The 26879-nt window shown below is 69.7% G+C and carries 28 protein-coding genes and 1 tRNA gene; 14 read left to right on the plus strand and 15 right to left on the minus strand.

Annotated elements, in window-relative coordinates; all coding sequences use genetic code 11:
- Positions 1-59: 59 nt before the first annotated feature.
- A complete protein-coding gene (locus WJM96_RS04615) occupies positions 60-206 on the plus strand; it encodes a hypothetical protein (RefSeq protein ID WP_424811249.1) in 147 nt (48 codons plus the stop codon).
- Here the strand turns inward: WJM96_RS04615 and WJM96_RS04620 are convergent.
- Positions 175-807, minus strand: a complete 633-nt coding sequence (locus tag WJM96_RS04620; protein ID WP_424811250.1) for a DUF2459 domain-containing protein — start codon at positions 805-807, stop codon at positions 175-177. The two genes, WJM96_RS04615 and WJM96_RS04620, sit on opposite strands and share 32 nt — an antisense overlap.
- 90 nt (positions 808-897) lie before the next feature.
- Here WJM96_RS04620 and dnaG point away from each other — a divergent pair, with 90 nt between their 5' ends.
- The 3 genes from dnaG to WJM96_RS04635 are packed head-to-tail and all read left to right on the plus strand — an operon-like array spanning position 898 to position 5204.
- Positions 898-2682 (plus strand): DNA primase, encoded by a 1785-nt coding sequence (gene dnaG, locus WJM96_RS04625; RefSeq protein ID WP_424811251.1) that lies wholly within the window; start codon positions 898-900, stop codon positions 2680-2682.
- A 42-nt stretch (positions 2683-2724) separates the two neighbouring features.
- Positions 2725-4635 carry an RNA polymerase sigma factor RpoD gene (gene rpoD / locus WJM96_RS04630; protein ID WP_424811252.1) on the plus strand — a complete coding sequence of 637 codons (1911 nt, stop codon included), beginning with the start codon at positions 2725-2727 and terminating at the stop codon, positions 4633-4635.
- Positions 4632-5204 carry a GNAT family N-acetyltransferase gene (locus WJM96_RS04635; protein WP_424811253.1) on the plus strand — a complete coding sequence of 191 codons (573 nt, stop codon included), beginning with the start codon at positions 4632-4634 and terminating at the stop codon, positions 5202-5204. The genes rpoD and WJM96_RS04635 overlap by 4 nt, the downstream gene beginning before the upstream one ends.
- On the opposite strand, the gene WJM96_RS04640 is transcribed toward WJM96_RS04635, so the two are convergent.
- From WJM96_RS04640 to ppa, 3 genes are all read right to left on the minus strand, one after another.
- The gene (locus WJM96_RS04640; RefSeq protein ID WP_424811254.1) at positions 5205-5366 is read right to left on the minus strand and encodes a hypothetical protein; all 162 of its coding nucleotides are present in this window, start codon (positions 5364-5366) and stop codon (positions 5205-5207) included. It abuts the gene before it with no gap.
- Between the two features lie 146 nt (positions 5367-5512).
- Positions 5513-5586: transfer RNA gene (locus WJM96_RS04645), tRNA-Ile, on the minus strand.
- Between the two features lie 64 nt (positions 5587-5650).
- Positions 5651-6184, minus strand: coding sequence for an inorganic diphosphatase (gene ppa / locus WJM96_RS04650; RefSeq protein WP_424811255.1), 534 nt, complete (start codon positions 6182-6184; stop codon positions 5651-5653).
- 164 nt (positions 6185-6348) lie between these two features.
- Between ppa and WJM96_RS04655 the strand changes: the two genes are divergently transcribed.
- Positions 6349-8466, plus strand: coding sequence for a sodium-translocating pyrophosphatase (locus WJM96_RS04655; protein ID WP_424811256.1), 2118 nt, complete (start codon positions 6349-6351; stop codon positions 8464-8466).
- A gap of 303 nt (positions 8467-8769) precedes the next feature.
- Here WJM96_RS04655 and WJM96_RS04660 read toward each other — a convergent pair whose 3' ends face one another.
- Positions 8770-9930, minus strand: coding sequence for an OmpA family protein (locus WJM96_RS04660; protein WP_424811257.1), 1161 nt, complete (start codon positions 9928-9930; stop codon positions 8770-8772).
- Positions 9931-10115: 185 nt separating this feature from the next.
- Between WJM96_RS04660 and WJM96_RS04665 the strand changes: the two genes are divergently transcribed.
- Together WJM96_RS04665 and WJM96_RS04670 are read left to right on the plus strand one after the other, a co-directional pair.
- Positions 10116-12173: a protein-disulfide reductase DsbD family protein gene (locus WJM96_RS04665; RefSeq protein ID WP_424811258.1), complete on the plus strand. Its 2058-nt coding sequence runs from the start codon at positions 10116-10118 to the stop codon at positions 12171-12173.
- A 96-nt stretch (positions 12174-12269) separates the two neighbouring features.
- Positions 12270-12911 carry a redoxin domain-containing protein gene (locus WJM96_RS04670; RefSeq protein ID WP_424811259.1) on the plus strand — a complete coding sequence of 214 codons (642 nt, stop codon included), beginning with the start codon at positions 12270-12272 and terminating at the stop codon, positions 12909-12911.
- A 94-nt stretch (positions 12912-13005) separates the two neighbouring features.
- On the opposite strand, the gene WJM96_RS04675 is transcribed toward WJM96_RS04670, so the two are convergent.
- Positions 13006-14139, minus strand: coding sequence for an MFS transporter (locus tag WJM96_RS04675; protein ID WP_424811260.1), 1134 nt, complete (start codon positions 14137-14139; stop codon positions 13006-13008).
- Positions 14140-14264: 125 nt separating this feature from the next.
- Here WJM96_RS04675 and ettA point away from each other — a divergent pair, with 125 nt between their 5' ends.
- Entirely contained in the window at positions 14265-15944 is a 1680-nt protein-coding gene (ettA, locus tag WJM96_RS04680) for an energy-dependent translational throttle protein EttA (protein ID WP_424811261.1), read from the plus strand.
- Between the two features lie 15 nt (positions 15945-15959).
- Positions 15960-16481 (plus strand): GNAT family N-acetyltransferase, encoded by a 522-nt coding sequence (locus WJM96_RS04685; RefSeq protein WP_424811262.1) that lies wholly within the window; start codon positions 15960-15962, stop codon positions 16479-16481.
- On the opposite strand, the gene WJM96_RS04690 is transcribed toward WJM96_RS04685, so the two are convergent.
- The 7 genes from WJM96_RS04690 to WJM96_RS04720 form a co-directional block, all read right to left on the minus strand.
- Entirely contained in the window at positions 16478-16975 is a 498-nt protein-coding gene (locus WJM96_RS04690) for a hypothetical protein (RefSeq protein WP_424811263.1), read from the minus strand. The genes WJM96_RS04685 and WJM96_RS04690 overlap by 4 nt on opposite strands.
- Before the next feature lie 79 nt (positions 16976-17054).
- On the minus strand, positions 17055-17606 hold the full coding sequence (locus WJM96_RS04695) for a DNA/RNA helicase domain-containing protein (protein ID WP_424811264.1): 552 nt from the start codon (positions 17604-17606) through the stop codon (positions 17055-17057).
- Positions 17603-18997 (minus strand): DNA/RNA helicase domain-containing protein, encoded by a 1395-nt coding sequence (locus tag WJM96_RS04700; protein ID WP_424811265.1) that lies wholly within the window; start codon positions 18995-18997, stop codon positions 17603-17605. Before WJM96_RS04700 ends, WJM96_RS04695 begins: the two co-directional genes overlap by 4 nt.
- Complete coding sequence (locus WJM96_RS04705) at positions 18994-19863, minus strand: DMT family transporter (RefSeq protein ID WP_424811266.1); 870 nt, start codon at positions 19861-19863, stop codon at positions 18994-18996. Before WJM96_RS04705 ends, WJM96_RS04700 begins: the two co-directional genes overlap by 4 nt.
- A complete protein-coding gene (locus tag WJM96_RS04710; protein WP_424811267.1) occupies positions 19864-21009 on the minus strand; it encodes a GNAT family N-acetyltransferase in 1146 nt (381 codons plus the stop codon).
- 30 nt (positions 21010-21039) lie between these two features.
- On the minus strand, positions 21040-21504 hold the full coding sequence (locus WJM96_RS04715) for a RidA family protein (protein ID WP_424811268.1): 465 nt from the start codon (positions 21502-21504) through the stop codon (positions 21040-21042).
- Positions 21505-21516: 12 nt separating this feature from the next.
- Positions 21517-23022 carry a hypothetical protein gene (locus WJM96_RS04720; RefSeq protein ID WP_424811269.1) on the minus strand — a complete coding sequence of 502 codons (1506 nt, stop codon included), beginning with the start codon at positions 23020-23022 and terminating at the stop codon, positions 21517-21519.
- Positions 23023-23160: 138 nt separating this feature from the next.
- Between WJM96_RS04720 and WJM96_RS04725 the strand changes: the two genes are divergently transcribed.
- Genes WJM96_RS04725 through WJM96_RS04740 form a run of 4 tightly spaced genes read left to right on the plus strand, consistent with a single transcriptional unit; the run spans position 23161 to position 24621 of the window.
- A complete protein-coding gene (locus tag WJM96_RS04725; RefSeq protein ID WP_424811270.1) occupies positions 23161-23517 on the plus strand; it encodes an NADH-ubiquinone oxidoreductase subunit NDUFA12 family protein in 357 nt (118 codons plus the stop codon).
- 38 nt (positions 23518-23555) lie between these two features.
- Positions 23556-24056 (plus strand): outer membrane lipid asymmetry maintenance protein MlaD, encoded by a 501-nt coding sequence (gene mlaD / locus WJM96_RS04730; RefSeq protein ID WP_424811271.1) that lies wholly within the window; start codon positions 23556-23558, stop codon positions 24054-24056.
- Positions 24053-24262 (plus strand): hypothetical protein, encoded by a 210-nt coding sequence (locus tag WJM96_RS04735; RefSeq protein ID WP_424811272.1) that lies wholly within the window; start codon positions 24053-24055, stop codon positions 24260-24262. The genes mlaD and WJM96_RS04735 overlap by 4 nt, the downstream gene beginning before the upstream one ends.
- 11 nt (positions 24263-24273) lie before the next feature.
- Positions 24274-24621 (plus strand): DUF2155 domain-containing protein, encoded by a 348-nt coding sequence (locus WJM96_RS04740; protein ID WP_424811273.1) that lies wholly within the window; start codon positions 24274-24276, stop codon positions 24619-24621.
- A 15-nt stretch (positions 24622-24636) separates the two neighbouring features.
- Here the strand turns inward: WJM96_RS04740 and WJM96_RS04745 are convergent, their stop codons facing one another.
- Both WJM96_RS04745 and WJM96_RS04750 read right to left on the minus strand, forming a co-directional pair.
- Entirely contained in the window at positions 24637-24783 is a 147-nt protein-coding gene (locus WJM96_RS04745) for a hypothetical protein (protein WP_424811274.1), read from the minus strand.
- 173 nt (positions 24784-24956) lie between these two features.
- Entirely contained in the window at positions 24957-25802 is an 846-nt protein-coding gene (locus WJM96_RS04750) for a MurR/RpiR family transcriptional regulator (RefSeq protein ID WP_424811275.1), read from the minus strand.
- An 80-nt stretch (positions 25803-25882) separates the two neighbouring features.
- Between WJM96_RS04750 and WJM96_RS04755 the strand changes: the two genes are divergently transcribed.
- Entirely contained in the window at positions 25883-26761 is an 879-nt protein-coding gene (locus WJM96_RS04755) for a sulfurtransferase (protein ID WP_424811276.1), read from the plus strand.
- The last annotated feature ends 118 nt before the right edge of the window (positions 26762-26879 follow it).

The raw sequence follows: 26879 nt of genomic DNA on the forward strand, positions 1-26879 counted from the left end.
GATGCAACCCAGACCGCGTCCGCGAATTCCCTCCTCATCGCCATTATGGGAGCCTTCGCATGAGCCGCATCCGTGTCCTCGCCACCAGCCTGACGCTGCTGGGCGGAATGCTCCTCGCCTCCGCCTGCAGCCCGAGCTTCAGCGTCGGCAGCGCGCCCTCCAACGATTACGTCGTCAGCTCCTACCGGCCAGCGACGGCGCGCTGATCCGGGGCGGGCGGCAGGCGCCCGGCAGCGCGGCGACCTGTCGCAGGACGCCGCTGGCGAGCGTGGCATCCTCCACGCGCAGCGGCATCCCAGCCGCGAGCAGCATATCCGCCGTCCAGGAATTGCAGGTGTAGTCGAGGCTGTAACCCCTCGCAGCGTCGAAGAAGTCGGTGCGCTCGACCTGGCTGACGAAGACCGGCTTGCCGTCGCCGTCAGCCCGGAAACTGGCCATGAGAGCGGTGCCGAGACGCCGCAGCGAATCCTCGCCTGTCCCGATGGCCAGGATATCCGCGTTCATGGCTTGCTCGGGCGGGGCCGTCAGCGCGGTCACCTGAATGACGGCGGGCCCCGGGAAGGGGCCGGCCAGCCACTCGCTGAGCCCGCGTGCGGGCGCCAGCATGAAGTTGCGCTTGCCGAAGCCCAGCATCAGCACCCGGGCCCCAGGATAGGAGGGAGCCAGTGCCGGGAGCAGCGAGGCCGGGACCGCGATCTCCGTGTGCCAGGAGCGCGCGACCACGCGGATGGCGTCTGGCCCCGCCGTCGCGCAGGCCGGCGAAGCCGGGATGGCCGTACATCCCGCGAGCCCGGCGGTGCCAACCAATAAGCCTCGTCGCGTCGCAAATCCCATCATGGCGGTCTAGCGCCAGAGATGTGGCTGCGCGAGGCTGGTCGCGGTAGTCTGCCCGCCCCCATGGCACTTCCCCCCAGTTTCCTAGACGAGCTTCGCGCCAGGACGCCCATGCCCGGCCTGGTGGGACGCCGCGTCAAGCTCACGCGCTCGGGCCGCAACTGGAAGGGCCTTTGTCCCTTCCACGGCGAGAAATCGCCCTCCTTCTACGTCTATGACGACAGCTTCCACTGCTTCGGCTGCGGCGCCCATGGCGACGCCTTCGCCTATGTCATGCGGGCCGAAGGCGGCGGCTTCATGGATGCCGTGGAGCGCTTGGCGGCCGAGGCGGGGATGGACGTCCCCAAGCCTTCGCCGGAGGCTGCCGCCCGGGACCGGCGCGCGCGCGATCTTCACGACGTGCTTCAGGCCGCCGAGGCCAGCTATGTCCGGCGTCTCCACACCCCGGAAGGCGCGGAGGCCTTGGCCTATCTCCGCAAGCGCGGCCTGAGCGACGAGACCATCGCGAAGTTCGGCATCGGCTGGTCCGGCGCCGGGCGCGGGGTGCTGGCGGCCGAGCTCCGGGAATTCGGCATCCAGCCCGCGCAGCTCGTCGAGGCCGGGCTGATGCAAGAGCGCGACGAAGGCCGCCTCGTCGATCTTTTCTTCAATCGCGTCATGTTCCCCATCCGGGACCGGCGCGGACGGAGCGTGAGCTTCGGCGGCCGCATCCTGGGCGATGGCCAGCCGAAATACGTCAATGGACCGGAGACCGCGCTCTTCTCCAAGCGCCGCAACCTCTACGCCCTGGACCTCGCGCGGGAAGGGGTGTTTCGCGGCGCTCGCCTGATCGTGACCGAGGGCTACATGGATGTGATCGCCCTGCATCAGGCGGGCTTCATGGGCGCCGTCGCGCCGCTGGGCACCGCGCTGACCGAGGATCAGCTGAAGGCGCTGTGGCAGGTGAGCCCCGAACCCGTCCTGTGCTTCGACGGCGATGCCGCGGGCGTTCGCGCCGCCGCCCGTGCCGCCGAGGTCGCCCTGCCGCTGCTCTCGCCCGAGCACACTCTCCACTTCGTGACCCTGCCCTCCGGCGAGGACCCGGACACGCTGATCCGCAAATCCGGTCCCCGCGCCTTCCAGGCCGCGCTGGATGCGGCGCAGCCGCTGTCGGAGGCGCTGTTCACCCTCATCGTCGGCGCCAAGGTTCCGGAGGGGCCGGAGGCGCGGGCCGCCCTGCGGAACCGGCTCGGTGCCGCCGCCCAGGCCATCCCCGACAAGGCGCTGGCCGCCGAATTCCGCCGTTCCCTGCTGGACCGGTTCTTCTCCCTGACCAAGCGGCCGGGATTGCGGACGGCCCCCCGGCACCCTCGCCCGGCTCCGGATGCCGAGGCCGTGAAGGCGGAGCGAGCCCGGATCCTGCTGGCCATCTGCATCCACCACCCGGATCTTTTGCACGACGTGGAGGAGCCTTTGTCGCTCCTGGAACTGCCCCCGGGACCGGCCCAGCAGGTGAGGGATGTGCTTTTGGCTTGGGTCCAAGAGGGTGAGCGCCTTGACTCCGGGGATTTGATCGCCCAACTCGGCCAGAGTGGGGCCGCTTCGGCTAGTCAATGGGTGTTGCGTGCCGCGGGACTGCCTATGGAGGCCCGGCCGGAGGCGCAGCCCAAAGAGGCGCTGGATGCGTTCTGGCAGATATTTGGCTTCCTGCGAGGTGAGGCGGAGCTGGCCGAGGATGCTCGGGCAGCTCAGTCGGCATTTGCGGCGACGAACGACCCCGGTGCCCAGACGCGGCTGATCAGGCTGCGGGAAGCATTGGAGGCTCTCCGGCGCGGCGAAGCCGAAGCCGAGCCAGGGGAAGCCGGTTAGTAACGACTTGGGGGTATTCCCCCGGAGTGGATGGAGCAGCGGATGGCGAGCAAGACGGCGAATGGCAGCGATACGGCCGAGGCCCGCGAGGAAGCGGTCGAGGGCGTGTTGCTCGATATCACCTCCGCTGCCGTCAAGAAGCTGATCGCCCGCGGCAAGGAGCGCGGCTACGTCACCTATGACGAGGTGAACGCCGCGATGCCGCAGGAGCAGGTCAGCTCGGAATTCATCGAGGACACGCTGTCCTCCCTGTCCGAGGCCGGTATCAACGTCGTCGAGGCCGAGGAGAGCGAGGAGGGCGAGGGGCCCAAGGCCGCCAAGTCCGAGGACGAGGAGAAGGAGGAGGAGGAGTCCGGCGGCAACGTCGACGAGGAAAGCCTCGGCCGCACCGACGACCCCGTCCGTATGTACCTGCGCGAGATGGGCAGCGTGGAGCTGCTCTCGCGCGAGGGCGAGATCGCCATCGCCAAGCGTATCGAGGCCGGCCGCGACATGATGATCGGCGGCCTCTGCGAGAGCCCGCTGACCTTCAAGGCCATCGTCGCCTGGCATGACGCGGTCCGCGAGGGCCGCATGCTGCTGCGCGACGTCATCGACCTCGAGGCCACGAACAACGCCGACAATCCCGAGGGCACGCCGCCAGAGCCCGAGGAGTTCGAGGAAGGCGAGGAAGGCGAGGGTGTCGGCCTGTCGCTCTCCGCGCTGGAAGAGAAGCTGAAGCCGGAAGTCCTCGCGAATTTCGAAGCCATCCAGACCATCTTCACCAAGCTGAACAAGCTCTCCTCGAAGCGGATGGACGCCTACACCTCGGGCGAGGAGCTGGCTGGCCGCTCGGAGAAGACCTACGAGAAGTCCCGGCAGGAGCTGGTGACGCTCGTGGAGAAGGTTCATCTCCACAACAACCGCATCGAGGAGCTGGTCGAGCAGCTCAAGGGACTCAACCGCAAGCTCAACACGCTGGACGGCCAGGTGCTGCGCATGGCGCTGGCCCAGAAGGTCCGCCGCGAGGAGTTCCTGGAGCACTGGATCGGCTCGGAGCTGGACCCGACCTTCCTCGACCGCGTGGCCAAGCTGAAGGGCAAGGCCTGGCCGGCCTTCGCGCTGAAGGCCCGCGAGGATCTGGAGCACGTCCGCGTCGAGATCAGCGCCATCGCCTCGGCCACCGGCTTGCCGGTCGGCGAGTTTCGCCGTGTCTACAAGACGGTCTCCGCCGGCGAGCGCGACATGAACCAGGCGAAGAAGGAGATGATCGAGGCGAACCTCCGCCTCGTGATCTCCATCGCCAAGAAGTACACCAACCGCGGCCTGCAGTTCCTGGACCTGATCCAGGAGGGCAATATCGGCCTGATGAAGGCGGTCGATAAGTTCGAGTACCGCCGCGGCTACAAGTTCTCGACCTACGCGACCTGGTGGATCCGGCAGGCCATCACGCGCTCCATCGCCGACCAGGCGCGGACCATCCGCATCCCGGTCCACATGATCGAGACGATCAACAAGCTGGTCCGCACCTCGCGCCAGATGCTGCACGAGATCGGCCGCGAGCCGCAGCCGGAGGAACTGGCCGAGAAGCTCGGCATGCCCTTGGAGAAGGTCCGCAAGGTCCTGAAGATCGCCAAGGAGCCGATCTCCCTCGAAACGCCGATCGGCGACGAGGAGGACAGCCATCTCGGCGACTTCATCGAGGACAAGAACGCGATCATCCCGCTGGATGCCGCGATCCAGTCCAACCTGCGCGAGGCCACGACCCGGGTGCTCGGCTCGCTCACGCCGCGTGAGGAGCGCGTGCTGCGCATGCGCTTCGGCATCGGCATGAACACCGACCACACGCTGGAAGAGGTCGGCCAGCAGTTCAACGTGACGCGCGAGCGTATTCGCCAGATCGAGGCGAAGGCGCTGCGCAAGCTCAAGCACCCCAGCCGTTCCCGTAAGCTTCGCAGCTTCCTGGAAACATGATCCGCCTCGTCGAGCCTACCACCCGGATCGCGGTGGATGTGACCTTCCTGCGGATGGATGGGCCCCCCAAGGGGCCCCTTCCGGCGCTGCCGGAAGGCCTTTCCGTGCAGACACTCTTCCCGCGCTGCACGGTCGCGCATTACCGCCAGCTCTACTCCGATGTCGGGCACGAATATGTCTGGTGGCTGCGGCACACCCTGACCGATGCGGAGCTCGACGCCCTGCTGGCGGATCGCGCCATCAGTATCCACGTGCTGCGCGACGCCGAGCGCGAACTGGGCTTCTACGAGCTCGACCGGCGCGGGGGCTCGGTCACGAACCTCGCCTATTTCGGCCTGATGAAGCCGGCCATCGGCCTCGGCGTCGGCATGCCCTTCCTGATGCATGCCGTCGCCACGGCCTGGGGTGAGGGATGCTCGGCCCTTACGGTCAACACCTGCACCGCTGACCACCCGCGCGCCCTGCCCAACTACTACAAGGCCGGCTTCCGCAAGTTGCGGACCGTGCGCGAGGAGTGGCCGGTCCCCGACAGGCTGGGCCTGCCGATCCCGGACCGCCTGCGGGTCTGATCAGAGATTGGCGAGGAAGTAGAGCACGAAGCTCACCACGGCGATGCTGCCGATGATCAGGGCGGCGCCCCGCATCACGGCCCAACCTTCTCCCTTGCTGGACCCTTCCTCCGGATGGCTCATCCGGAGGGGTTTCGGCGCGGAAGGCTCCCCATCGGACATGGCGTCGCTCCTCACGGCGGGCCCACGCGGGCGCCGACTCACCGGGCGAACGCGCGGACGAACACATGGTTGGTGATCGGGCGGCCATTAAAGGCGAAGGGGCGGGGGCGCGAAAGCCATTTCGGTGCCGCCATTCGTCGGGCCCTTGCGCCCGGCAGGACTTGAACCCGCAACCAAGCCGTTATGAGCGGCCCGCTCTAACCAGTTGAGCTACAGGCGCGAAGGGACCGCCCTTGTGCGGCGATTCCGGGCGGGACGGCAAGCGCCCCGTCCCGCCCGGGAACTCAGCCCGCCTTCTTGGCGCGCTCGATCGCCTCGAGGATCAGGGTCTTGGCCTCTTCGGCGCCGCCCCAGCCGATGACCTTCACCCACTTGCCGGGCTCCAGATCCTTGTAGTGCTCGAAGAAGTGCCGGATCTGGTCCAGCGTGATCTGCGGCAGGTCCGTGATCGTGTGGACGTTGATGTAGCGCTTGGTGAGCTTGGGCGAGGGGACGGCGATGATCTTCTCGTCCTGGCCGCCGTCATCCTCCATCTTCAGCACGCCCACGGGGCGGACATTGATGACCGCGCCGGGCGCGATGGGGCGGGTATTCGCCACCAGCACGTCGATCGGGTCGCCATCGTCGCTGAGCGTATGCGGGACGAAGCCGTAATTGCCCGGGTAGCGCATGGGCGTGTGCAGGAAGCGGTCGACGAAGAGCGTCCCGGCCTCCTTGTTCATCTCGTATTTGATGGGCTCACCGCCGATCCCGACCTCGATGATGACATTGAGGTCTTCCGGCGGGTTCTTGCCGATGGGAATCGCATTGAGGTTCATCAGGAGCTCCAGGTCGGGGCGTATTTCGAACAGCGCGGCTTCAACCATAAAAACGGCCACTGCGCGAGGGCCCCCAAGCTCCATTGCGCCGCCGCATGGCCGCAGCCTAACCTGTTGAGAATCGCGGCGCCAAAGCTGCGAAGAAAACAGGGAAGGGTGTCTAAGTGATCACAGTGACGCTACTGCTGGTCATCCTCCTAGGGGCCGCTTCATTGGCCTATGGCTGGATCACCACCAAGGAAATCATGGCGAAACCGGCCGGCGACGCCCGGATGCAGGAGATCGCGCAAGCCATTCAGGAGGGCGCCTCGGCCTATCTGAAGCGCCAGTACATGACCATCGGCGCCGTGGGCGTCGTGCTGTTCATCCTGGTATTTGCCCTGCTCGGCGGCACCGTGGCGGTGGGCTTCCTGATCGGCGCGGTGCTTTCGGGCGTCGCGGGCTTCATCGGCATGAACGTCTCGGTCCGGGCCAATGTCCGCACCGCCCAGGCCAGCACCCATGGTCTGGCCGCGGGTCTCGACCTCGCCTTCAAGTCGGGGGCCATCACCGGAATGCTGGTGGCGGGCCTGGCCCTGCTCGGCGTCGCCATCTACTTCTTCGTGCTGGTCGTCTTGGGCGGCTATGCCCCGAATTCCCGCGTCGTGATCGACAGCCTGGTCGCGCTGGGCTTCGGCGCTTCCCTGATCTCCATCTTCGCCCGTCTCGGCGGCGGCATCTTCACCAAGGGCGCCGATGTCGGCGGTGACATGGTGGGCAAGGTCGAGGCCGGAATTCCCGAGGACGACCCCCGCAACCCCGCCACCATCGCCGACAATGTGGGCGACAATGTCGGCGACTGCGCCGGCATGGCGGCCGACCTCTTCGAGACCTATGCCGTGACGGCCGTGGCCACCATGGTGCTCGCGGCCATCAGCTTCACCGAGGCGGGCCGGGCCTCCGGCATGCTCTTCCCGCTGGCGATCGGCGCGGTCTGCGTCATCACCTCCATCGTCGGCACCTACTTCGTGAAGCTGCCGGCGAACCAGTCGATCATGGGGGCGATGTACCGGGGCCTCACGGTCACGGGCATCCTGAGCCTGATCGCGCTGCTGCCGCTCTCCTTCATCTTCTTCGGGACTGGCACCGTCACGGCAGGCGGCCACAGCTTCGGCGCCTTCAGCCTGTTCCTCTGCGGCGCCGTCGGCCTCGTGGTGACGGCGGCCATCGTCATCATCACCGAGTACTACACGGGCACCGACTACCGCCCGGTCAAGAGCATCGCCGAGGCCTCGCAGACCGGCCACGGCACGAACGTCATCCGTGGCCTCGCGGTCAGCATGGAGAGCACGGCGCTGCCCGCGCTCGTCATCATCGCGGGCGTCATCGGCGCCCACGCGCTGGCGGGCCTCTACGGCATCGCCATCGCGACCACGACCATGCTGGCGCTGGCGGGCATGATCGTGGCGCTCGACGCGTTCGGCCCCGTCACGGACAATGCCGGCGGCATCGCGGAGATGGCAGGCCTGCCGCCGGAAACGCGCGTGACGACCGACGCACTGGACGCCGTGGGCAATACGACCAAGGCGGTCACCAAGGGCTATGCCATCGGCTCGGCGGGCCTCGGCGCCCTGGTGCTCTTCGCGGCCTATACGCAGGACCTCGCCTACTTCATCAGCAATCCCACGGCCTATCCCTACTTCGCGGGCCTGGGCGCGATCGACTTCTCGCTGGCCAATCCCTACGTCGTGGTCGGCCTGCTTTTCGGCGGGCTGCTGCCCTATCTCTTCGGCGGCATGAGCATGACGGCGGTGGGCCGTGCGGCGCAGGCGGTGGTGGAGGAAGTCCGCCGCCAGTTCCGCGAGAAGCCGGGCATCATGGAGGGCACGGACAAGCCGGATTACGGCCGGGCCGTGGACATGCTCACCAAGGCCGCGATCCGCGAGATGATCGTGCCCTCGCTGCTGCCGGTGCTGAGCCCGATCGTCTGGTACTTCCTGATCTATGCCATCGCGGGCAAGGCCTCGGCCTTCGCGGCGCTGGGCGCCATGCTGTTGGGCGTGATCGTGACGGGCCTCTTCGTCGCCATCTCGATGACCACCGGCGGCGGCGCCTGGGACAATGCCAAGAAGTACATCGAGGAAGGCCATTTCGGCGGGAAGGGGAGCGACGCCCACAAGGCGGCGGTCACCGGCGATACCGTGGGCGATCCCTACAAGGACACCTCCGGGCCCGCCGTGAACCCGATGATCAAGATCACGAACATCGTGGCGCTGCTGCTGCTGGCCATCCTGGCGCACTAGTTTTTGCGCCCTCCAACGCCGGGCGGCGGCATACGCCGCCTGGCTTCGCCGCGCCGCCGGGTTCGCCCGGCGGCGTTGGCTTATGGGGCGGCGCGGTCGCCGTGCGACCGGAGGGGTGCCTTACTATCTTACTATCTTACCATCTTACTATCTTACCCGTTGCCCGCGCGTCTTCCGGGCGCGGGTCGGGCGTTGGCGGGCGGCATTCTAGGAAAATGATCCTCTAAATTCAAGCGCGCATGCGCCCATGAAAAAGGGCCGCCGGATCTCTCCGGCGGCCCCTTTCCGTTTCGATCCAGCGATTTACCGCAGGACGATTTCCACGCGGCGGTTCTGCGGCTCGCGCACGCCCTGGGCCGTCGGCACCAGCGGGCGGTCGAAGCTGAAGCCCTGCGTGGTGATCGCGCCCTGCGGCACGCCCTGGCGCACGAGCTCCGCCGCGACGGCGGAAGCGCGGCGCTCGGACAGGCGCTGGTTGTAGGCATGCGTGCCGGTGCGGTCCGCATGGCCCGAGACCTCGATCCGCGTCGAGCCGACGGTGCGGTAGTTGTTCGCCGCCTCGGAGATGATCTGGCGGGCGCGGTCCGTCAGGTCGTAGCGATCCCAGTCGAAGAAGACCAGGAAGGTACGGGCCGGGGCGGGCGCCACAGCCGGGGCAACGACCGGCGCCGGCGGCGGAGCCGGCTGGTTGAAGGCGTAGCGCAGGCCGACCAGGACCGAGTGGTTGGCGCTCTCGCTGCGCAGGCGGCCACCGGCCACGCCCTGGTTCGCGGTGTTCACCACGCGCGTGCCGTAGTTCATCGGCTCCATCGCGAAGTAGCGGTACTCCGCCGTCACGGCGAGGCCGGGAACCTGGGCGATCGGGAAGGCCAAGCCGCCGATGGCCTGGTAGGCCAGGCCGCCCTCGACGCCGCTCGACACCATGGCGCCGCTCGGGCTGTTGGCCCGCATGCGGGTCCAGTCGCGCCAGGCATAGCCGACGCCGGCGCCGATATAGGGCACCACCCAGGGCGCGCCCGGGATACGGAAGTCATAGAGCAGGTTGCCCATGACGCCGTAGCTGCGCTCGATACCGCCGGCACGGTTGTTCAGCCCGGCACCCGCGAAGCCACCGACCTTGCGGAAGTCGTTCTGGCGGAAATTGCCCTCGATCTCGGCGCGGAGGCCGTTGCCGAAGCCCCAGCCCACGGAGAGCACGCCGGCAAAGCCCGGCTCGTAGATGGCATCGCCACGGCCGCGGATGCCGCGGGCGGCAAGCCCGCCAGCCAGCGCGGAATCGCTGCGGAGCGTGGAGTTCTCCATGAAGTTCCCGCCCGCGCCGGCGCCGATATAGAAACCGGACACCGTCTGCTGGGGCGCGAGGCGGAAGTTATCCATGAAGCCCGTGGACTGGGCCGAGGCCACGGCGGGAAGGCCGAGGAGCGCGGCGGCGCCCGCGAGAAGGCTTGTTTTGAAGGGGGTCATGTCGATTCTCCGGACTGGGTAGGCTGAGCGTCCAACAAGGTGGCAACCTCGCAGTTTCCAGCTTGCCGCAACTCATATGAAACGTGATCTTTTGGCCACAAGGGTCATCGTGCCGGGGAATGTTGCGGGGCGGGTGTGACGAATTGCTTCTTGCCGCTGGGCGCCCCCTGCCGTTAGCAGGAGCCATGCGCGCCCTGATCGCCGCCTTCGCCCTCTGGCTCGGTCTTGCCGGGCCGGGAATGGCCCTGGAATCCGCGGCGGTAACCTCGCCGCGGGCGACCGTCACGCTTCTTTCCGACGCGGCGGCCATCGCGCCCGGCCAGCCTTTCCGCATCGCGCTGCGCCAGAAGATGGCCCCGGGCTGGCACACCTACTGGCGCAACCCCGGCGACGCCGGCCAGCCGCCGGCGCTGACGCCCGAGCTGCCGGAAGGCTGGGTGGCGGGCGAGCTTCAGTTCCCCGCGCCGCACCGCATCCCCTTCGGGCCGCTGGTGAATTTCGGCTACGAGAACGAGGCGGTCTTCCTCATGGAGATCCGCCCGCCAGCCGATCTCGTGCCCGGCCGGATCCAGCGGATCGAGGCGGCCGCCGACTGGCTGATCTGCGAGCGCGTTTGCATCCCCGAGGAAGGCCGCTTCACCCTCGACCTGCCGGTCGAGGCGCAGGCCCGCCCGTCCTCTCCCGTGATCTTCGCCGCCGCCGAGGCCGCCATCCCGCGGCCCTCGCCCTTCACGGCCCGGATCGGCTTCGACGGCCCTCGCGGGGCCCTGAGCCTGGAGGGGCTGGGCATCGAGCCCGGCTCACTCCGCGAGGCCTTCTTCTTCCCGCTGGAGGAGCTGGTCATCAACAACGCCGCCCCGCAGCGGCTCTCCGTGCGCGAAGGCGGGCTGCGGCTGGCGCTGGAGCGGGGCCAGGGGGGCATTCCGCGGGAGGTCGAGGGCGTCATCGCCATCACGGATGCGGCCGGCGTCCGCAGCGCCTATTGGGTCAGCGCCCCGAACGGGCCGGTCCCGGCCGATGCGCCCGGCCTGCCGCTGTGGCAGGCGCTGCTCTTCGCCGCGCTGGGCGGGCTGATCCTCAACCTCATGCCCTGCGTCTTCCCCATCCTGGCGATGAAGGCCATCGCGGTGGCACGGCTCGCGGGTGCGGCGCAGAGCGTCGTGCGGGCGCATGCCGCCAGCTACACGGCGGGCGTCGTCCTCTCCTTCCTGGCGATCGGGGGCGCGCTGCTGGGCGTGCGGGCGGCGGGCGCGGTGGCGGGCTGGGGCTTCCAGTTCACCTCCCCGGTCTTCGTGGCCGGCATGGCCTGGCTGATGCTGGCGGTCGGGCTCAACCTCTCGGGCGTCTATGCCATCGGCGGGCCGGTCTCGGCGGGCTCGGGCCTCGCGGCCAAGGGCGGCAAGGCGGGCAGCTTTTTCGCCGGCGTGCTGGCGGTGCTGGTGGCCACGCCCTGTACCGCGCCCTTCATGGCGGCGGCGATCGGCGCGGCGCTGAGCATGCCGCCTTCCGCGACCCTCGCGGTCTTCGCGGCGATGGGGCTGGGCCTGGCGCTGCCCTATGCGTTGCTGGGCGTCTTCCCGGGCTTCGCGCGGGTGCTGCCGCGGCCCGGCGCCTGGATGGACCGGCTGAAGCAGTTCCTGGCCTTTCCGATGTATGCCGCTGCGGCCTGGCTCGTCTGGGTGGTGGCGCAGCAGGCGGGGCCGGACGGCACGCTGATGGTGCTGATCGGCGGGGTGCTGGTGGGCATGGCGGCCTGGGCCTTCGGCCTCGCGCAGGGCGGGGCCGCTCGGCGCTGGTTCCTGGGCGGCGCCAGCCTCGCGCTGATCGGCGCGCTGGCGCTGCTGCCCCTGCTGCGCTCCGGCGGGCCGGGTGCCGCGACTGCCGCCGCGCAGCTCGGCCAGCCCTGGAGTGCCGCGCGCGTCGAGGAGCTGCGCGGGGAGGGGCGGCCGGTCTTCGTGAACCTGACCGCCGCCTGGTGCATCTCCTGCAAGGTGAATGAGCGCGTGGCGCTGGACACGGCGGCGGTGCGCGCAGCCTTTGCCGCCAACGATATCACCGTGTTGACGGGCGACTGGACCAATGGCGACGCGGCCATCACCGCCCTGCTGCGCGCCCATGGCCGGGACGGCGTACCGCTCTACCTGCTGTATCCGGCGCGCGGCGGCGAGCCCGTGATCCTGCCGCAGATCCTCACCGAGGGGATGGTCCTGCAAGCGATTGCGGGAGCGACGCCCCGCGCGTGACTCGGCGCCGAGGCGGCCCGGCCTGACATTTCAGGAAGTTCATAATTTCATTGTCGGGCATGCCGCAGCGCGATAGCGTCGCGCATCCACCCAATCATGAAGGAGCTCGCGAAGATGGTCACGCTGACCCGCCGTGGCGCCATGCTGGGCGCCGCCACCCTGCCCCTGCTGCCCGCCCTGGCCTCCGCCGCGCCCGCCATCGGCGCGCCCGCGCCGGCCTTCTCGCTGCCGGACCAGTCCGGCAACACGCGCAGCCTCGCGGAGTTCCGCGGGCGCGTGGTGGTCCTGGAATGGACCAACCATGACTGCCCCTATGTGCGGAAGCACTACAACAGCAGCAACATGCAGAACCTCCAGCGCGAGGCGGCGAGCCGCAACATCGTGTGGCTCTCCATGGCGTCCTCGCCGCAGGGCGAGCAGGGCTATGTGACCGGCCCGCAGGCGCAGGAGCTGACGCGCAGCCGCAACGCCGCGCCGGCGGCCGTGCTGCTCGACCACCGCAGCCAGGCGGCCCGCGCCTATGCCGCGACGACCACGCCCGGCATGTACGTGATCGATGCCGAGGGGCGCCTGCGCTACATGGGCGCCATCGACAGCATCCGCTCCACCCGCGTCGAGGACGTGGCCCGCGCCGAGCCCTTCCTGCGCGATGCCATGATCGCGGTGCAGGAAGGCCGCCAGATCGAGCGCGCGGTGACGCCGGCCTATGGCTGCGTCATCAAGTACGTGGATGCCTGATCCTTCCCGCGTCGCGGAAACGACCCATGCCCTTAGATGCCGGGCGGCCCCACCCGCGGCCTAGGCCTCGCGGCCCGGCCTCAGGCCGCTGAGTTCAACCGCGCCGGGCGATGCGGTAGCAGAGCCCGGCGATCCCCACCGTCAGCAGGGAGGCCAGCGGCAGCGCCGCCGCGCCCGCCAGGGTGTAGGTGAGGCCCGAGAGCGCCGAGCCGCCCGCGATGCCCACGTACATGGCCGCCGCGTTGAGCGCGAGGACGAGGTTCCCCGGCGCCAGCTGCAAGAGCCAGGCCTGCCCCGCCGCGATGGGCGACATGCCCGAGATGGCCCAGAGAAGCATCAGCAGCAGCGCCAGCCAGGCCCAGGGCGGCGCCACCAGGAAGGCGGCCATGCAGGCGCCGAGCGCGACGAGGCCGATCCCCACCATCCGCACGGGCGCGACCTTCAGCATCAGCCGCGAGGCCATCGCGTTCCCCACCACGCCGCCGATGCCGAAGATGGCCAGCCCGAGCGGCACCCAGGAGGCGGGCATGCGGAAGACCTCGGTCAGATAGGCGCCGATCAGCGCGTAGGTCGCGAATTGCGCGGCCATCTGGAACATCGCGACGCCGATGGCCGAGGCGACGATGCGGTCGCCCAGGATCTCGCGCATGTCGGCCAGCGAGCTGCGCTGGCCGCGCGAGGCGCCGGGCACCGCCAGCCGCACCCAGACGGCCGCCGCCACGGCCACCACCGCCAGTACGCCCATCGTCTCGCGCCAGCCCACGAAGGAGCCCATCCAGCCCGAGGCCGGGACGCCGATGACGGTGGCGAGCGTCATGCCGCCGAAGACGGCGCCGAGCGCGGCCCCCCGCTCCTCCGGCCGGGAGAGGCTGGCTGCCGTCGCGGAGGCCATGGGGCCGATGAGCACGGCGCCGGCCGCCATCACCATCCGCGCGACGAAGAGCGTGGGGTAGTCGGGCGCCAGGCCGCTGCCGAGCAGGCCGGCCGCCATGAGGCCGAGGCCGGTCAGGATGAGGCTCCGGCGCTCCCAATGGCCGATCACCATCTGGCTGAGCGGCGAGACCACGGCATAGGTCAGCGCGAAGGCCGTCACCAGCAGCGCGACCGAGGCCGGGGCGACGTGCAGGTCGTTCGCGATGGGCGGCACGAGCCCGACCACGGCGAGCGAGGAGACACCCAGCACGAAATAGGCGCTGGCGAGGCTGAGCAGGACGGAGCGGGGCGGCATGCCGGACAGGTGTGCGCATGTTGCGCTGCGGCAAGCCCAGGGCCACATGACGCTTTGCCCATGCTTTTCGCTGCCGCCCGCAGGGGTTAGAAGCGGCAATCCTTCCAGCTCCCCGAGGTCCCCGCATGCCCGCCTACCAATACGTCTACGTCATGAAGGACCTCACCAAGTCCTACCCCGGCGGCCGCGAGGTCTTCAAAGGCATCACCCTCTCCTTCCTGCCCGACGCCAAGATCGGCGTGCTGGGTCCGAACGGCGCGGGCAAGTCCACCCTCATGAAGATCATGGCGGGCATGGACACGGATTTCGGCGGCGAGGCCTGGGCCGCGGAAGGCGCGCGCGTCGGCTACCTGCCGCAGGAGCCGCAGCTCGACCCGACCAAGACGGTCGGCGAGAACGTGCGCGCGGCCTTCGCCACGCTGGAGGCGCAGCTCAAGCGCTTCAACGAGATCTCCGAGCGCTTCATGGAGGAGATGAGCGAGGACGAGATGAACGATCTCCTCGCCGAGCAGGGCACGCTGCAGGAGGCGATCGACGCCGCCGACGGCTGGGAGCTCGACCGCCGCGTGGACATCGCGCTCGACGCGCTGCGCTGCCCGCCCGCCGAGAGCGCGGTGACCAACCTTTCGGGCGGTGAGCGCCGCCGCGTGGCGTTGTGCCGCCTGCTGCTGGAGAAGCCCGACCTGCTGCTGCTCGACGAGCCGACCAACCACCTGGACGCCGAGAGCGTCTCCTGGCTGGAGCACACGCTGCGCGACTATCCGGGCGCCGTGCTCGTCGTCACCCACGACCGCTACTTCCTCGACAACGTGACGAACTGGATCCTCGAGGTCGATCGCGGCCGCGGCTTCCCCTACCAGGGCAACTACTCGTCGTACCTGGAAGCCAAGCGCAAGCGCCTGGAGCAGGAGAACCGCGAGGACACGGCCCGCATCCGCACCCTGGCCGCCGAGCAGGAGTGGATCGGGCGCAGCCCCTCTGCCCGCCAGGCCAAGAGCAAGGCGCGTATCTCGCGCTACGAGGAGCTGCTGGAGAAGAGCCAGGAGCGTGGTCCGGGCGAGATCGAGATCATGATCGCGCCGCCCCCGCGCCTGGGGAGCAAGGTCATCGAGGCAGAGGGCCTGCGGAAGGCCTATGGCAACCGCCTGCTGATCGACGACCTTTCCTTCAAGCTGCCGCCGGGCGGCATCGTCGGCGTCATCGGCCCGAACGGCGCGGGCAAGACCACGCTGTTCCGCATGATCACCGGCAACGAGACGCCGGATGCCGGCACGCTCACGGTCGGCGATTCCGTGAACCTCGGCTACGTGGACCAGTCGCGCGACAGCCTCGACGACAACAAGTCTGTCTGGCAGGAGATCTCGGGTGGCGACGACACGATCAACATCGGCAAGCGCAGCATCGCCTCGCGCGCCTACACCGCCGCCTTCAACTTCAAAGGCGCCGACCAGCAGAAGCGCGTCGGCGTGCTCTCGGGCGGCGAGCGCAACCGCGTGCACCTCGCGAAGATGCTGCGCGAGCCGCACAACGTGCTGCTGCTCGACGAGCCGACCAACGACCTCGACGTGGATACGCTGCGCGCGCTCGAAGAGGCGCTGATGGAGTTCGCGGGCTGCGTGGTGGTGATCAGCCACGACCGCTGGTTCCTCGACCGTCTGGCGACGCATATCCTCGCCTTCGAGGGCGACAGCCATGTCGAGTGGTTCGAGGGCAACTTCCAGGCTTACGAGGCGGACAAGAAGCGACGACTTGGCGCGAGTGCGGACCAGCCGCACCGCATCAAGTATCGCCCCCTCGTCAGGTAGCCTGGAGATGTTCCTATGCGCGCCATTCTGAACGCGCCGCGTATCGTCACCACCGAGCGGCTCTCGCTGCTTCCGCCGGGGGTCGAGCACCTGCCCGACCTCATCGCGCTCAAGGGTGACGAGAACGCCTTCGGCCTCATGCTGCACGGCGTGCGTTCACCCGAGCGCACGCGGGAGGAGTTGGAGGACGATATCGACTTCTGGCAGGTGCGCGGCTACGGCACCTGGAGCGTCTTCCTGCGAGAGACCGGGGATTTCCTGGGCATCACGGGGCTGATGGAGCGGCCGGATGGGCGGGGCGTCGCGCTGCGCTTCGCGCTGTGGCCGTCCTGCCGGGGCAAGGGCTATGCGCGCGAGGCCGCGCGCGCCGCGCTGGAATTCGGCCATGCGGCCGGGCTCGACCGCATCATCGGCGTCGCGCGCGACACCAACCTATCCTCCCGCGCGGTACTGACGGATTGCGGCATGCGCGAGGTGGACGAGTTCCAGCATCGCGGCCACCGCATGCTGGTCTTCGAGAGCCTTGCGCGCGGCTAGCCGAGACTGAGCGTACGATGATGGCGGTCGAACTCCGCCAGCACGATCAGGATGTTCGCCCGCAGCCGCCTCAGGCCGGCGGCGGGTCCTGGCAGGGCCGCCAGGTCCGCCTCGATGGCGCGGAGCGCGCGGTCGGCGCTGCGGCGCGGCGAGTGACCCTCGTCATGCAGTTTGGCGCGCAAGGTTTCCACCCGGCGCATCAGGGGCGGACCCTCGGCATGCAGCAGGCTCACGGTATGGGTGACGGTCTCTTGCGAAGCCGCCAGCAACTCGCCATGCGCGCCTTCCCGCGGGACGAGGGCATCGATGCGCGAAAGAACCTGCTCCATGGCCTCCACGCTGGTGGCCATGGCGCGGAGTGCGAGGCAGGTTCGGTGCACCAGCGGCTGCAGCGCGGGAACCGGTTGCGCCACCTCCGGGATCGAGGCGGCATGCGGTGGTTGCTCAGGCCGCGGGAGCTCGGCCGCCGCCATCCTGGCCTGGTCATGAGGCATGGGCTTTTCCCGATCCTGATCCGTCGGAGCGGATGAAGTAGCGGCGCGGGTTAACGCATCGTGAGTGCCAGCCAAATTTCTACAAAAATCCGACGGCCCGCTGGACAGGAACGGTGGCACGCCATTCCCCGGCGCCGCACTGGCCCAGGAACTCCGCGACTGCGTCATAGGCGGAACGTGGGCGCGTGGGGTCGTGAAACTCGTCCGCGGCATCCGATCCGCGCGGGATCCAGATCACCGTCTCGTAGCGCGCCCGGGTCAGCAGGACGCGATACTTGTTCACGAAGAATTCGCGCTGCTGAACATGGTGCACGCTGTTCCAGCGCGTGCCGGAGAATCGCTGAACGGACCAGCGATCGCCCCGCCACAGCAGATCGCCGCCCCAACACAGGCCGACGACGTCGAGCTCCAATCCCTGGCAGTCGTACTCCGTGGCCGTCGTCTCCAGCGCGTCGCTCGCGCGCACATCAGGCCAGCGGTCCAGGAACCAGTTTTCCACGGCCGGCAGCTGAACGCCCAGGCCCTCGGCGCGCAGGCGGCGCGCGCCCGAGGATGCCACCAGGCCCGCGCGACGCTCGCCCCGCGCCAGGCTTCGCAGGGCAGCACGCAGGGCGTCGAGATCCCGCGTCACGAAGAAGGGAACGCCGCCATGCTCCTGCGCGATCCGCCGCGCCGCCCCGGCATCGCCCTGAGGACCGCATCCACCCAGGGCGCGCCCTGGGGATGACGCACGGAGCGCATGGGCACGGTGAGGTCGAGGGCCGGATCCTCGGTCAGCCAAGGCTGCGCGAGGAGGCGCCCGGGCGCCGCGACGGCGCGCCATTCCGGGCGCTGCGCGATCACGCTCGCCCATTCTTCCAACCCGGCCTCGCCGGTGTTGATCTCCTGCCCTTGGCCGATCAGCGCGACGATGGCGCACCAGCCCCCGTGCCGCCCCATGATGTCCAGCGTATGCGCGGGCTCGCTGAGGGACAGGCGACTCACGCGGCGCTGCGTGTCGCGGCTGGCCTGGTCCTGGTCCCAGGCGCGCTGAGCCTCGTCGAAGACGATGACGCGCGCTTCCGGAATCTCGGCGGGGCGCAGCACGTGGTGCTCCAGGAAACGATGCACGTTCTGCAGGACGGTGCGCGCCCTGTCCTTCCGCTCACCGCTCCGCCGCCGCAGATCCTCCCGCAGCACGGCGACGAGCGGCGCGTTACCGGTCAGGAAGGCCGCGCCGGAATCGCGCAGCGCGCCGAAGACGATGTTGAGGCCGCAGAGCGTTTTTCCGGCGCCCGGGATGCCGGTCACGAAGATGACGACCCGCTCACCGGATGCCCGCGCGTCGGCGATCGCGCGCAGGATCGCATCAGTCGTACGCGTGAGATTCGAGGCATCCGCGCGGGCTTCCACCATCGCGGCGCTGCGATGGCGGTCGAAGAGCATCGAGGCCGCTTCCAGCACATTGGGCACGGGCCGATAGGGTGCGGCGACCCACTCCGCCGCGATCATCGGGCGCGCCGGCGTACCGATCGCCGCCATCACCTCGCGCAGTCTTTCACCGAGCTGCCGCCGGTTGACCTTCATCGGCGGCGGAACACCCTGCCAGATCAACGGAGGCTCGAACGGTGTTGCCGGCCCATCTGTCGCCACCAGCAGCGGCACGACGGGATGCGCCCGGCAGCCGCCATGGAAGTCATGGAGATCGAGCGCATAGTCCTCGACCTGTCGCAGATCTCCGGGCAGGAAGCGCGCCGCGCGGTCCTTCCATTCCAGCACCAGCGTCGCGCGATCCGTCAGCAGGATCGCATCGATGCGCTTCTCCAGACGCAGCAGGTCGTATTCCAGCAGCAGGGTCCAGGCTTCCGCCTCCGGCATGGCCAGCGCCTCGCGCAGCCCCTGCGCCATCGCGACCCAGGCGTTGCGCTGCGTCAGCTCCAGCGTCGCGTGGCGGCCCGCCTGGGAATAGGCCAGCCGTGCCGCGACATCCTCCGCGCTCAGCGCGAAGAACTCCGGCACGCTCAATTCCAGCCAGGCCCTCATGTCCGCGGGGGCCAAGTCGCGAGCACCACGCTCGCCATCATCAGCGCGAAGCCCGCGACATGGGTCGCGCCGAAATGCTCGCCGAGGAACAGTACCGCCGTGATCGCCGCGCTCGCCGGCAGGAAGGCGGTGAAGACGCCTGCGATGCCCGCCGGCACGCGGCGCAGCCCGGCATACCAGAGCACCAGGCACAGCACGCTCGCCGTCACCGAGTGGAACAGCAGCAGCGCCAGCAGCCGCGGCTCGGCCAGCGCCGCCATCGCGCCCATTCCCGGCACCGCGAAGGGCAGCGTCACCGCGGCCGAGAAGACCTGCATCCAGAGCGAGGCGGTGAAGACCGGCACCACCCCCGCCACGCGCTTGGCCAGCAGCACGTAGATCGCCTCGCCGCAGACGCCGAGGAAGATGAGGCCGTTGCCGATCATCGAGCCATGGCCGCCGCCATCCACGCGCGCGAGCGTGATCGCCGCCATGCCGAGCCCCGCGAGCGCGGCCGCGACCCATTGCCGCGCGCTCAGCTTGTCGCGCAGCCAGAGGAAGCTGCCGATGGCGACGACGGCCGGCAGCGTCGCCAGGACGAGGCCACCTTCAAGCGCCGTGGTGAAGCGCAGCCCCGCCAGCAGGCCCGCATTGTAGATCGCCGTGCCGAAGACGGCCTGCAGGGCCAGGTTCCGCAGCGCCCATCCCGCCGGCCGCGCCGCGCCTTCCAGCATCCGCGCCAGCGGCAGCAGCACCGCCACCGCGATGGCGCAGCGCAGGAAGGCGATGAGCGCGATCGGCAGCGCCTCGGCCAGCAGCTTCGCGACCGCGACATTGGCGCCGACCAGCGCCATGGCCAGCGCCAGCTGCGAATAGGCCAGGGGCATTCAGGCCTCGCCGTCGCGCCGGAAGGGCGATAGCTCCGAGAGCTCCATCATGCGCTCGATCATCGCCGGGCGTTCCTGCTTCAGGAACTCGTCCACGGCGCGCGACAGGCCGCCATGTGCGATGAGGTGCGCCGAATAGGTCGGCACCGGCAGGTAGCCGCGCTGGATCTTGTGCTCGCCCTGCGCGCCGGCCTCGACGCGGGAGAGCCCGTGCTCGATCGCGAAGTCGATGGCGCGCAGGTAGCAGAGCTCGAAATGCAGAAAGGGCACTTCCTCCACGCAACCCCAGTTGCGGCCGTAGAGCGCCTCGCGGCCCAGCAGGTTCAACGCGCCGGCCACGGGCACCCCATCGCGCTCGGCCCACATGAGCACCACGCGTTCGCCCAGCTTCTCGCCGAGCAGCGGCCAGAACTCGCGCGTCAGGTAGGCGCCGCCCCAGCGGCCGTCCACGGTGTTGCGGTAGAAGCGGTAGAAGGCCTTCCAATGCGCGGGCGTGATCTCGCTCCCGCGCAGCGTGCGCAGCGTCAGCCCCGATTCCTGCACCGATCGCCGCTCGCGGCGCAGCGCCTTGCGCTTGCGGCTGCTGAGCGCGCCCAGGAACTCCTCGAAATCCCGGTAGGCCTGGTTCTGCCAGTGGAACTGCAGCCCGATGCGCTGCAGCCACCCGGCATCGCCCAGCGCGGTCCACTCCTCCTCCGTGCAGAAGGTGACGTGGACGGAGGAGCAGGAGAGCGCCTGCATCGCCTGCGCCAGCCCCTCGGCCATCGCGGCCACGGGAATGCCCGGCAGCCGCAGCAGGCGCGGCCCGGGCACGGGGCTGAAGGGCACCGCGACCTGCAGCTTGGGATAGTATCGCCCGCCGGCCTGCTCGTAGGCCTGGGCCCAGCCATGGTCGAAGACGTATTCGCCCTGCGAATGGCCCTTGGCATAGGTGGGCGCACAGGCCACCAGCCGGCCCGTGGCATCGCGCAGCGCGGCGTGCTGCGGCAGCCAGCCCGTCTTGGGGCCGACGCTGCCGCTTTCCTCCAGCGCCGAGAGGAAGGCGTGGGAGACGAAGGGATTGTCGCCCGCGCAGGCATCCCATTCGGCGGCCGGGATGCCGGCGATCTCGCGATGGAGTGAGAGAGTCAGCTCGGGGGAGTCCATGCGCCCCCGATCATGCACCCGCTCGTAGAATCAGGCGAGTTCGAGGATCGCCTCGACCTCGACCGCCACATTGCCCGGCAGGGCCGCGACGCCGACGGCGCTGCGCGCATGGCGCCCGGCCTCGCCGAACACGTCCACCGCGCAGTCGGAGGCGCCGTTGATCACAGCCGGCTGGTCGCCGAAGCCCGGCGCGGAGTTCACATAGCCCGTCACGCGCAGCACGCGGGCGATCTTGTCGAGGTCGCCGCCGGCCGCCGTCTTCGCATGGGCGATGATGGCGAGCATGCAGAGCTTCGCCGCCTCCTTGCCGTCCTCCAAGGAGACCCCGCCGCCGAGCTGGCCGATGGGCCAGAGGGCCCCGTTCACCCGCGGCACCTGGCCGGAGACGTAGACCGTCTTCCCGATCACGGTGAACGGCACGTAGTTCGCGATGGGGGCCGTGGGGTCGGGAAGCGTCAGGCCGAGCTGGGCCAGGCGGTCAGCGATCTTGGACATGTCTGAAAACCTTCAGGCGACGATGCGGAAGTTCCGCCGCTTGTCGGGCGCGGCGGTCGTGGGAAGGTCGAGCGGCAGCAGTGGCGCCTGCTCGGCCGCGCGGGCGGTGCTGTCGGGCGTCACATCCTCGGCATCCGGATGCGGCAGGGCGCTGCCCAGATAGTCGAGCGCGAGGCGCCGGAAGGCCCAGTCCAGCACGGAGGTCGCCCGGGGGATGTCGGGGTCGCCTTCCACCGTGCCGGCGGGGCCGAAGCGGGTATAGGCGAAGGCCTCCACGTAATCCGCCAGCGGCACGCCGCGCGCGAGGCCGATGGAGACCGACTGCGCGAAGCCCTCCATCAGGCTGCGGTAGTTGGCGCTCTCCTTGGCGAGGGTAAAGGCGATGTCGCGCAGCACGCCATCCTCCTCCGCGGTGCGGAGCGCGACGCGGTGGCCGCCGATGGAGACATGCAGCGTCTGGCCCGACTGGCGGCGCATGGGCGCGCGCGGCGCGGGGGCCGGGCGCGGCGGCGCGGGGATGGCCACGGGAGCGGGCGGCGCAATGTGCAGGAAGGGCGTCACCGTCTCGGTCATGGCGCGGCGGGCGCGGTCCGAGACGGGGCCCAGCAGCGCCGCCACGCGGCCCTGGGGGGCGCGTAGGGCGGCACGGGTGGGCACGTCCATGATGCCGGTCACGGTCTCCACCGCGCGGGTGGCGCCGGGGGCGGGGGCGATGCCGGCCGACTCGGCGCCCAGCAGCGCCTCGGCCGCATCGGCGGGCGCGAGCGCCACGAGGCAGACATGGCGCAGGCCCGGCGAGGCCGCGGCCTCGTCCAGCGCGGCGCGGGCGGCGGCGGCGAGGCCGGGCAGGGGGGTGGACGCCGGGGGCTCCGGCCAGATCAGCGCCACGGGCTCGCGCGCCCCGAGTCGCTCGGCCAGGCGGCCGCTCTGCGACTCGGCGGCGCCGCGCGTCAGCGCCGCGATGCCGGCCGCGACCGCGCGGCCCTCGTCGCTGTCGTAGGCGTAGCCGATGCCGGCCAGCAGGCCCGCGAGGTCGGCGAAGCCGAGTCGCAGGCGGGTGGCCTTGCCCGAGCCCATGGCGTCCAGGAAGGCTATGCCCAGGCGGCAGGCCTCGGCATAGCCCTCGAGGTCGAAGCCGCCCTCGGGCTCCAGGAAGGCCGGGAGGTTGAGGACGAAGCGGGGCTCCGCCTTGGTTTCGCCGCGCCAGACCTCGGCGCCGGGCGCCCCGCGGCGGGCGAGGAGAAGGGCCCGCCAGGCCTCGCCGAGCCGCAGCGCCTCGCGCTGGGAGATGCTGCCGGCCTTGGTGCCGCGCGCGAGTGCGGTGGAGATCCAGGCCTCGGCGGCGCGGGGCAGGGTGACGGGCCCGGATCCGGGCGCGAGCGCGGCCAGCGCGGCCGCGGCCTCGGGCTCCCATTCGGCCGGCAAGGCCAGGGCGCGCGGGGGCGCGTCCGGATCCGCTCCGATACGGGTGCGCCGGAGCGCGACCCCTTCCCACAAGGTTCCGTCGAGACGTGCCATAGCCGGGAGCCTAGCTCCGCCGCGCCGGGCGGTGAAGCGCATCCTGTGGAACGGAGCGGCAACGACCACAACATCTTGTGGAAAACTTCCGGGCCGCGAGGCTTTGCCGCGAGTGCGAAATTGTGGGATATTCTGGGCATGTCCTACCTGCAGCTCCTCGCCACCCGGATGACCGCCCGCAAGATCGGGACGGACGAGTTCGGCAACACCTATTACGAGAGCCGCCGGGTCGACCCCGTCTATGGGCGCACGCGCCGCACGGTCGCGCTCGCCAAGGGCGGGCTCGACAGCTCGGTCGTGCCGCCGCAATGGCATGCCTGGCTGCACCACACGACGGACGCGCCGCTCGCGGGGCCGGCCTATCCCTGGCAGAAGCCGCACCAGCCGAACCTGACCGGAACGCCGGGCGCCTGGCGTCCGAAGGGCCATGACTATTCCGGTGGCCAGCGCCGCGTGACCGGGGGCGACTACGAGGCCTGGACGCCCGGCGCCTGAGCCGCCATGTCTCGGCGCATGACATCGGGCCGTTCCGCATGAAGAGCCGCAGCTTCGCCGAGGTGGCGACGGGCGCCGCGATCCTGATCGCGACGGGTGGCTTCCTGTTCTACGCCGTCAGCCATGCCGGCCGCGCGCCGCAGACGGACGGCATCGCGCTCACCGCTCAGTTCGACCGGATCGACGGGCTGAACCTTGGTTCGGACGTGCGCATCGGCGGCGTGAAGGTGGGCAGCGTGACGGATCTGCGGATCGATACGCGTACCTACCAGGCGCAGGTCACGATGCGCGTGCGCCCCGATCTGGGCCTGCCGTCGGACAGCTCCGCCGAGGTGACGTCCGAAGGGCTGCTGGGCGGCAAGTACGTCTCCATCGTGCCGGGCGGCAGCGACCGCCAGCTCACGGATGGCGGCCGGATCACGGAGACCCAGGGCTCGGTGAGCCTGGAGAGCCTGCTGGGCCGCTTCATCTTCTCGGTGACGCAGATGAACAGCCCGGCGTCAGGCTCCGCGCCCGCCCCCGGGAACGCGCTGAGATGAGCGCCCCCGCCTTGTGGCCGGGCCAGGATGGCGAGCCCATCTCCTGCCGCGAAAAGGTGAAGGTGCTCGAGGAAAACCATGCGGAGGCCGAGCAGGTGCTGCGCGATGCCTTCGAGGATGCTGTGCTGATGGGTGTGGACGAGACAGCGATGCGCCGCATCCTGACCGAGCTGGTCGCCGGCCTTCCGAGCCCGCGCCGCCGATGATCCGGATCCTGATGATGGCCGCCATGCTCGGCCTGCCGTCGATGGCTTCCGCCCAGGAATGGGTGGCCCGCCGCACTGGCGAGATCCAGGCGCTCGACAAGGTGAACGCGCGCGTCATGACGTTGCGCGCCGTGGTGGGGGAGCCTGCGCGTTTCGGCTCGCTCACGATCCTGCTGCGGGCGTGCCATTCGCGCCCCGCGGACGAGGTGCCGGACGCGGCCGCCTTCATGGAAGTGACGGACTCGCGGAGCCCGCAAGGGTCAGGTCCGGTCTTCCGGGGTTGGATGTTCGCCGATGCACCCGCCGTGCACATGTTCGAACATCCGGTTTACGATCTTCGGATCCTGAGCTGCCGCTGACGGGCGCCGCGAAGCCTACTTCCGCTTGACGGCCCCGCTGCTGCTCAGCTGCTGCAGGAGTTGATTCGTCTCCTTCTGCGCCTTCACCATTTCAGCCATGTGATGGACCAGCTCCGCGAGCATCGATTCGGTCGTGCGGGAGCTGGGCTGAGACTGCGACATGCCGCGTTCCTTCTTTTGCTTCGCGCCTAAGGGGGCGGAAGTCATCATAGGGACAAATCACTTGATTTGCATGCATCTGACTTCGCGTCGAGTACTTCCTGCCTAATTTGGGAGGCCTGTGACATCCGCTGGATTTTGTCGACGGATTGATACGCTTCCCCGGCGCGGGCCTGTTAGCAATTTATTGCTGAAACGTATTGAGTCAGGGCTTCTAGCCGCGCCTCGCTTTCTCTCAGCCGCATCAGGGCCGATTCGCCGCCGAGCGCGAAGCAGCAGGCGGCCAGGGCCTGCGCGATGGCGAGCGCGCCGGTGAGGCTCGGGAAGAAGCCTGGACCTGTCGCCGCGTCGAAGAGGAGCAGATGATCCGCGCCCTCCGCCATCGGCGCCGTGGGGGAATCGGCCAGCGCGATCACGACGCATCCGGCGGCGCGTGCCGTTCGCGTCGTCAGCACGCTGGAACGCGAATAGGGCGCGAAGCCGACCACGACCACCGCGTCGCCTGCGCGCATGGCGCCGAGGTCGAGATCCTCGGGCCCCGAGCCGCCGACCAGGCGCGCCTCGTCCGGGCGGAAGAGGCGCAGCTCGTAGTGCAGCAGCTCGGCGACGGCGCGGCAGGACCGGAAGCCCGCCGCCCAGATGCGCGGGGCGGCGTGCAGCGCTTGCGCGGCCGCACCGATCGGCGCCGGATCGAGCCGGCCGAGCACCGCGGCATCCGTCGCCAGCATCTCGGCGGGCAGGCTGGAGGGGCCCTGTCTCCCCGCGCGGCTCGAGAAGGGGCTGCCCGGGCGGCGCGTCTCGATCAGCGCCTCGCGCAGCTGGTCCCAGCCCGCATAGCCCAGCGCCTGGGCCAGCCGGGTGAAGGTCGCGGGATTGGCGCCTGACGCGGCGGCCAGGTCGCGCATCGAGCGTGTCGCCGCGTCGAAATCATGCCGGGCGACGAAGCGCGCCGCCTCCTGCAGGCGGGGCGGCAGGCCGGGCAGCGCGCGCCGCAGCCGGTCGAGCGGGGTGTCTGAGGACATGCAACGAATATTTCCGATGTCGTGCGCGGATGCAGCATCTGTTTTGCTGTAGGCTCGCGGCAACGAGCAGGAGGAACCCGATGCCCGCGACCTATGCGCATCCCGACGCCATCGTCAGCACGGAATGGCTGGCGCAGCATCTGCACGATCCCGCCCTGCGCGTCTTCGACTGCACCACCTACCTGCTCTACGAGACCGGCACGGGCCGTCCGTACCGCGTCGGCAGCGGCAGGCCCGACTACGAGGCAGCGCATATCCCGGGCTCCGCCTTCCTCGACCTCCAGGGAGAGCTGTCGGACACGTCGAGCCCGTTCAACTTCACCATGCCCGCGCCCGAAGATCTCGCCGCGCGCGTGGCGGCCAAGGGTATCGGCGAAGGCGTGCGGGTCGTGCTCTACGCGCGCAAGAACATGCAGTGGGCGACGCGCGTCTGGTGGATGCTGCGCGCCATCGGCTTCGACAATGCCGCCATTCTCGATGGCGGTTTCGACAAGTGGGAGGCGGAGGGCCGGCCCGTGGAAGCGGGCGAGGCGCGCTATCCCGCCATGCGGCTGACGGCGCGTCCGCGCGCGGGTCTCTTCGTCGGCAAGGCGGAGGTGAAGGCCGCCATCGGCGATGAGGGGACCTGCACCATCAACGCGCTCGCGCCCGATCTGCATCGTGGCGAGAACCCGCGCTACGGCAGGCCGGGGCGCGTGCCGGGCAGCGTGAACGTGCCCGTGGCGACGCTGGTGGATTCCGCGAGTTTCGCCTTCCGCCCGGCGGAGGACGTCGCGGCGAGCTTCGCGGCCGTGGGTGCCGATCGATCGAAGCGCATCCTGCTCTATTGCGGCGGGGGAATCGCGGCCACGCTGGATGCCTTCCTGCTGCATCAGCTCGGCTATACGAACCTGGCAGTCTACGACGCCTCGATGACCGAATGGGCGAAGGACGAATCCCTGCCCATTGAGACCGGGTGATCGATATTCCACGATCGAAGGCGCTATTTTGGTGTGGCGGCGACAGGGGTGCGCGCCGCTGGTGGCGGATTTCCGCCTTTAAGCCAGAACGGTCAGCGGCCGAGCGGGATGCGGCACA

It is taken from the genome of Roseococcus sp. YIM B11640, assembly GCF_049727625.1.
In the GTDB taxonomy this organism is placed as follows: Bacteria; Pseudomonadota; Alphaproteobacteria; order Acetobacterales; family Acetobacteraceae; genus Roseococcus.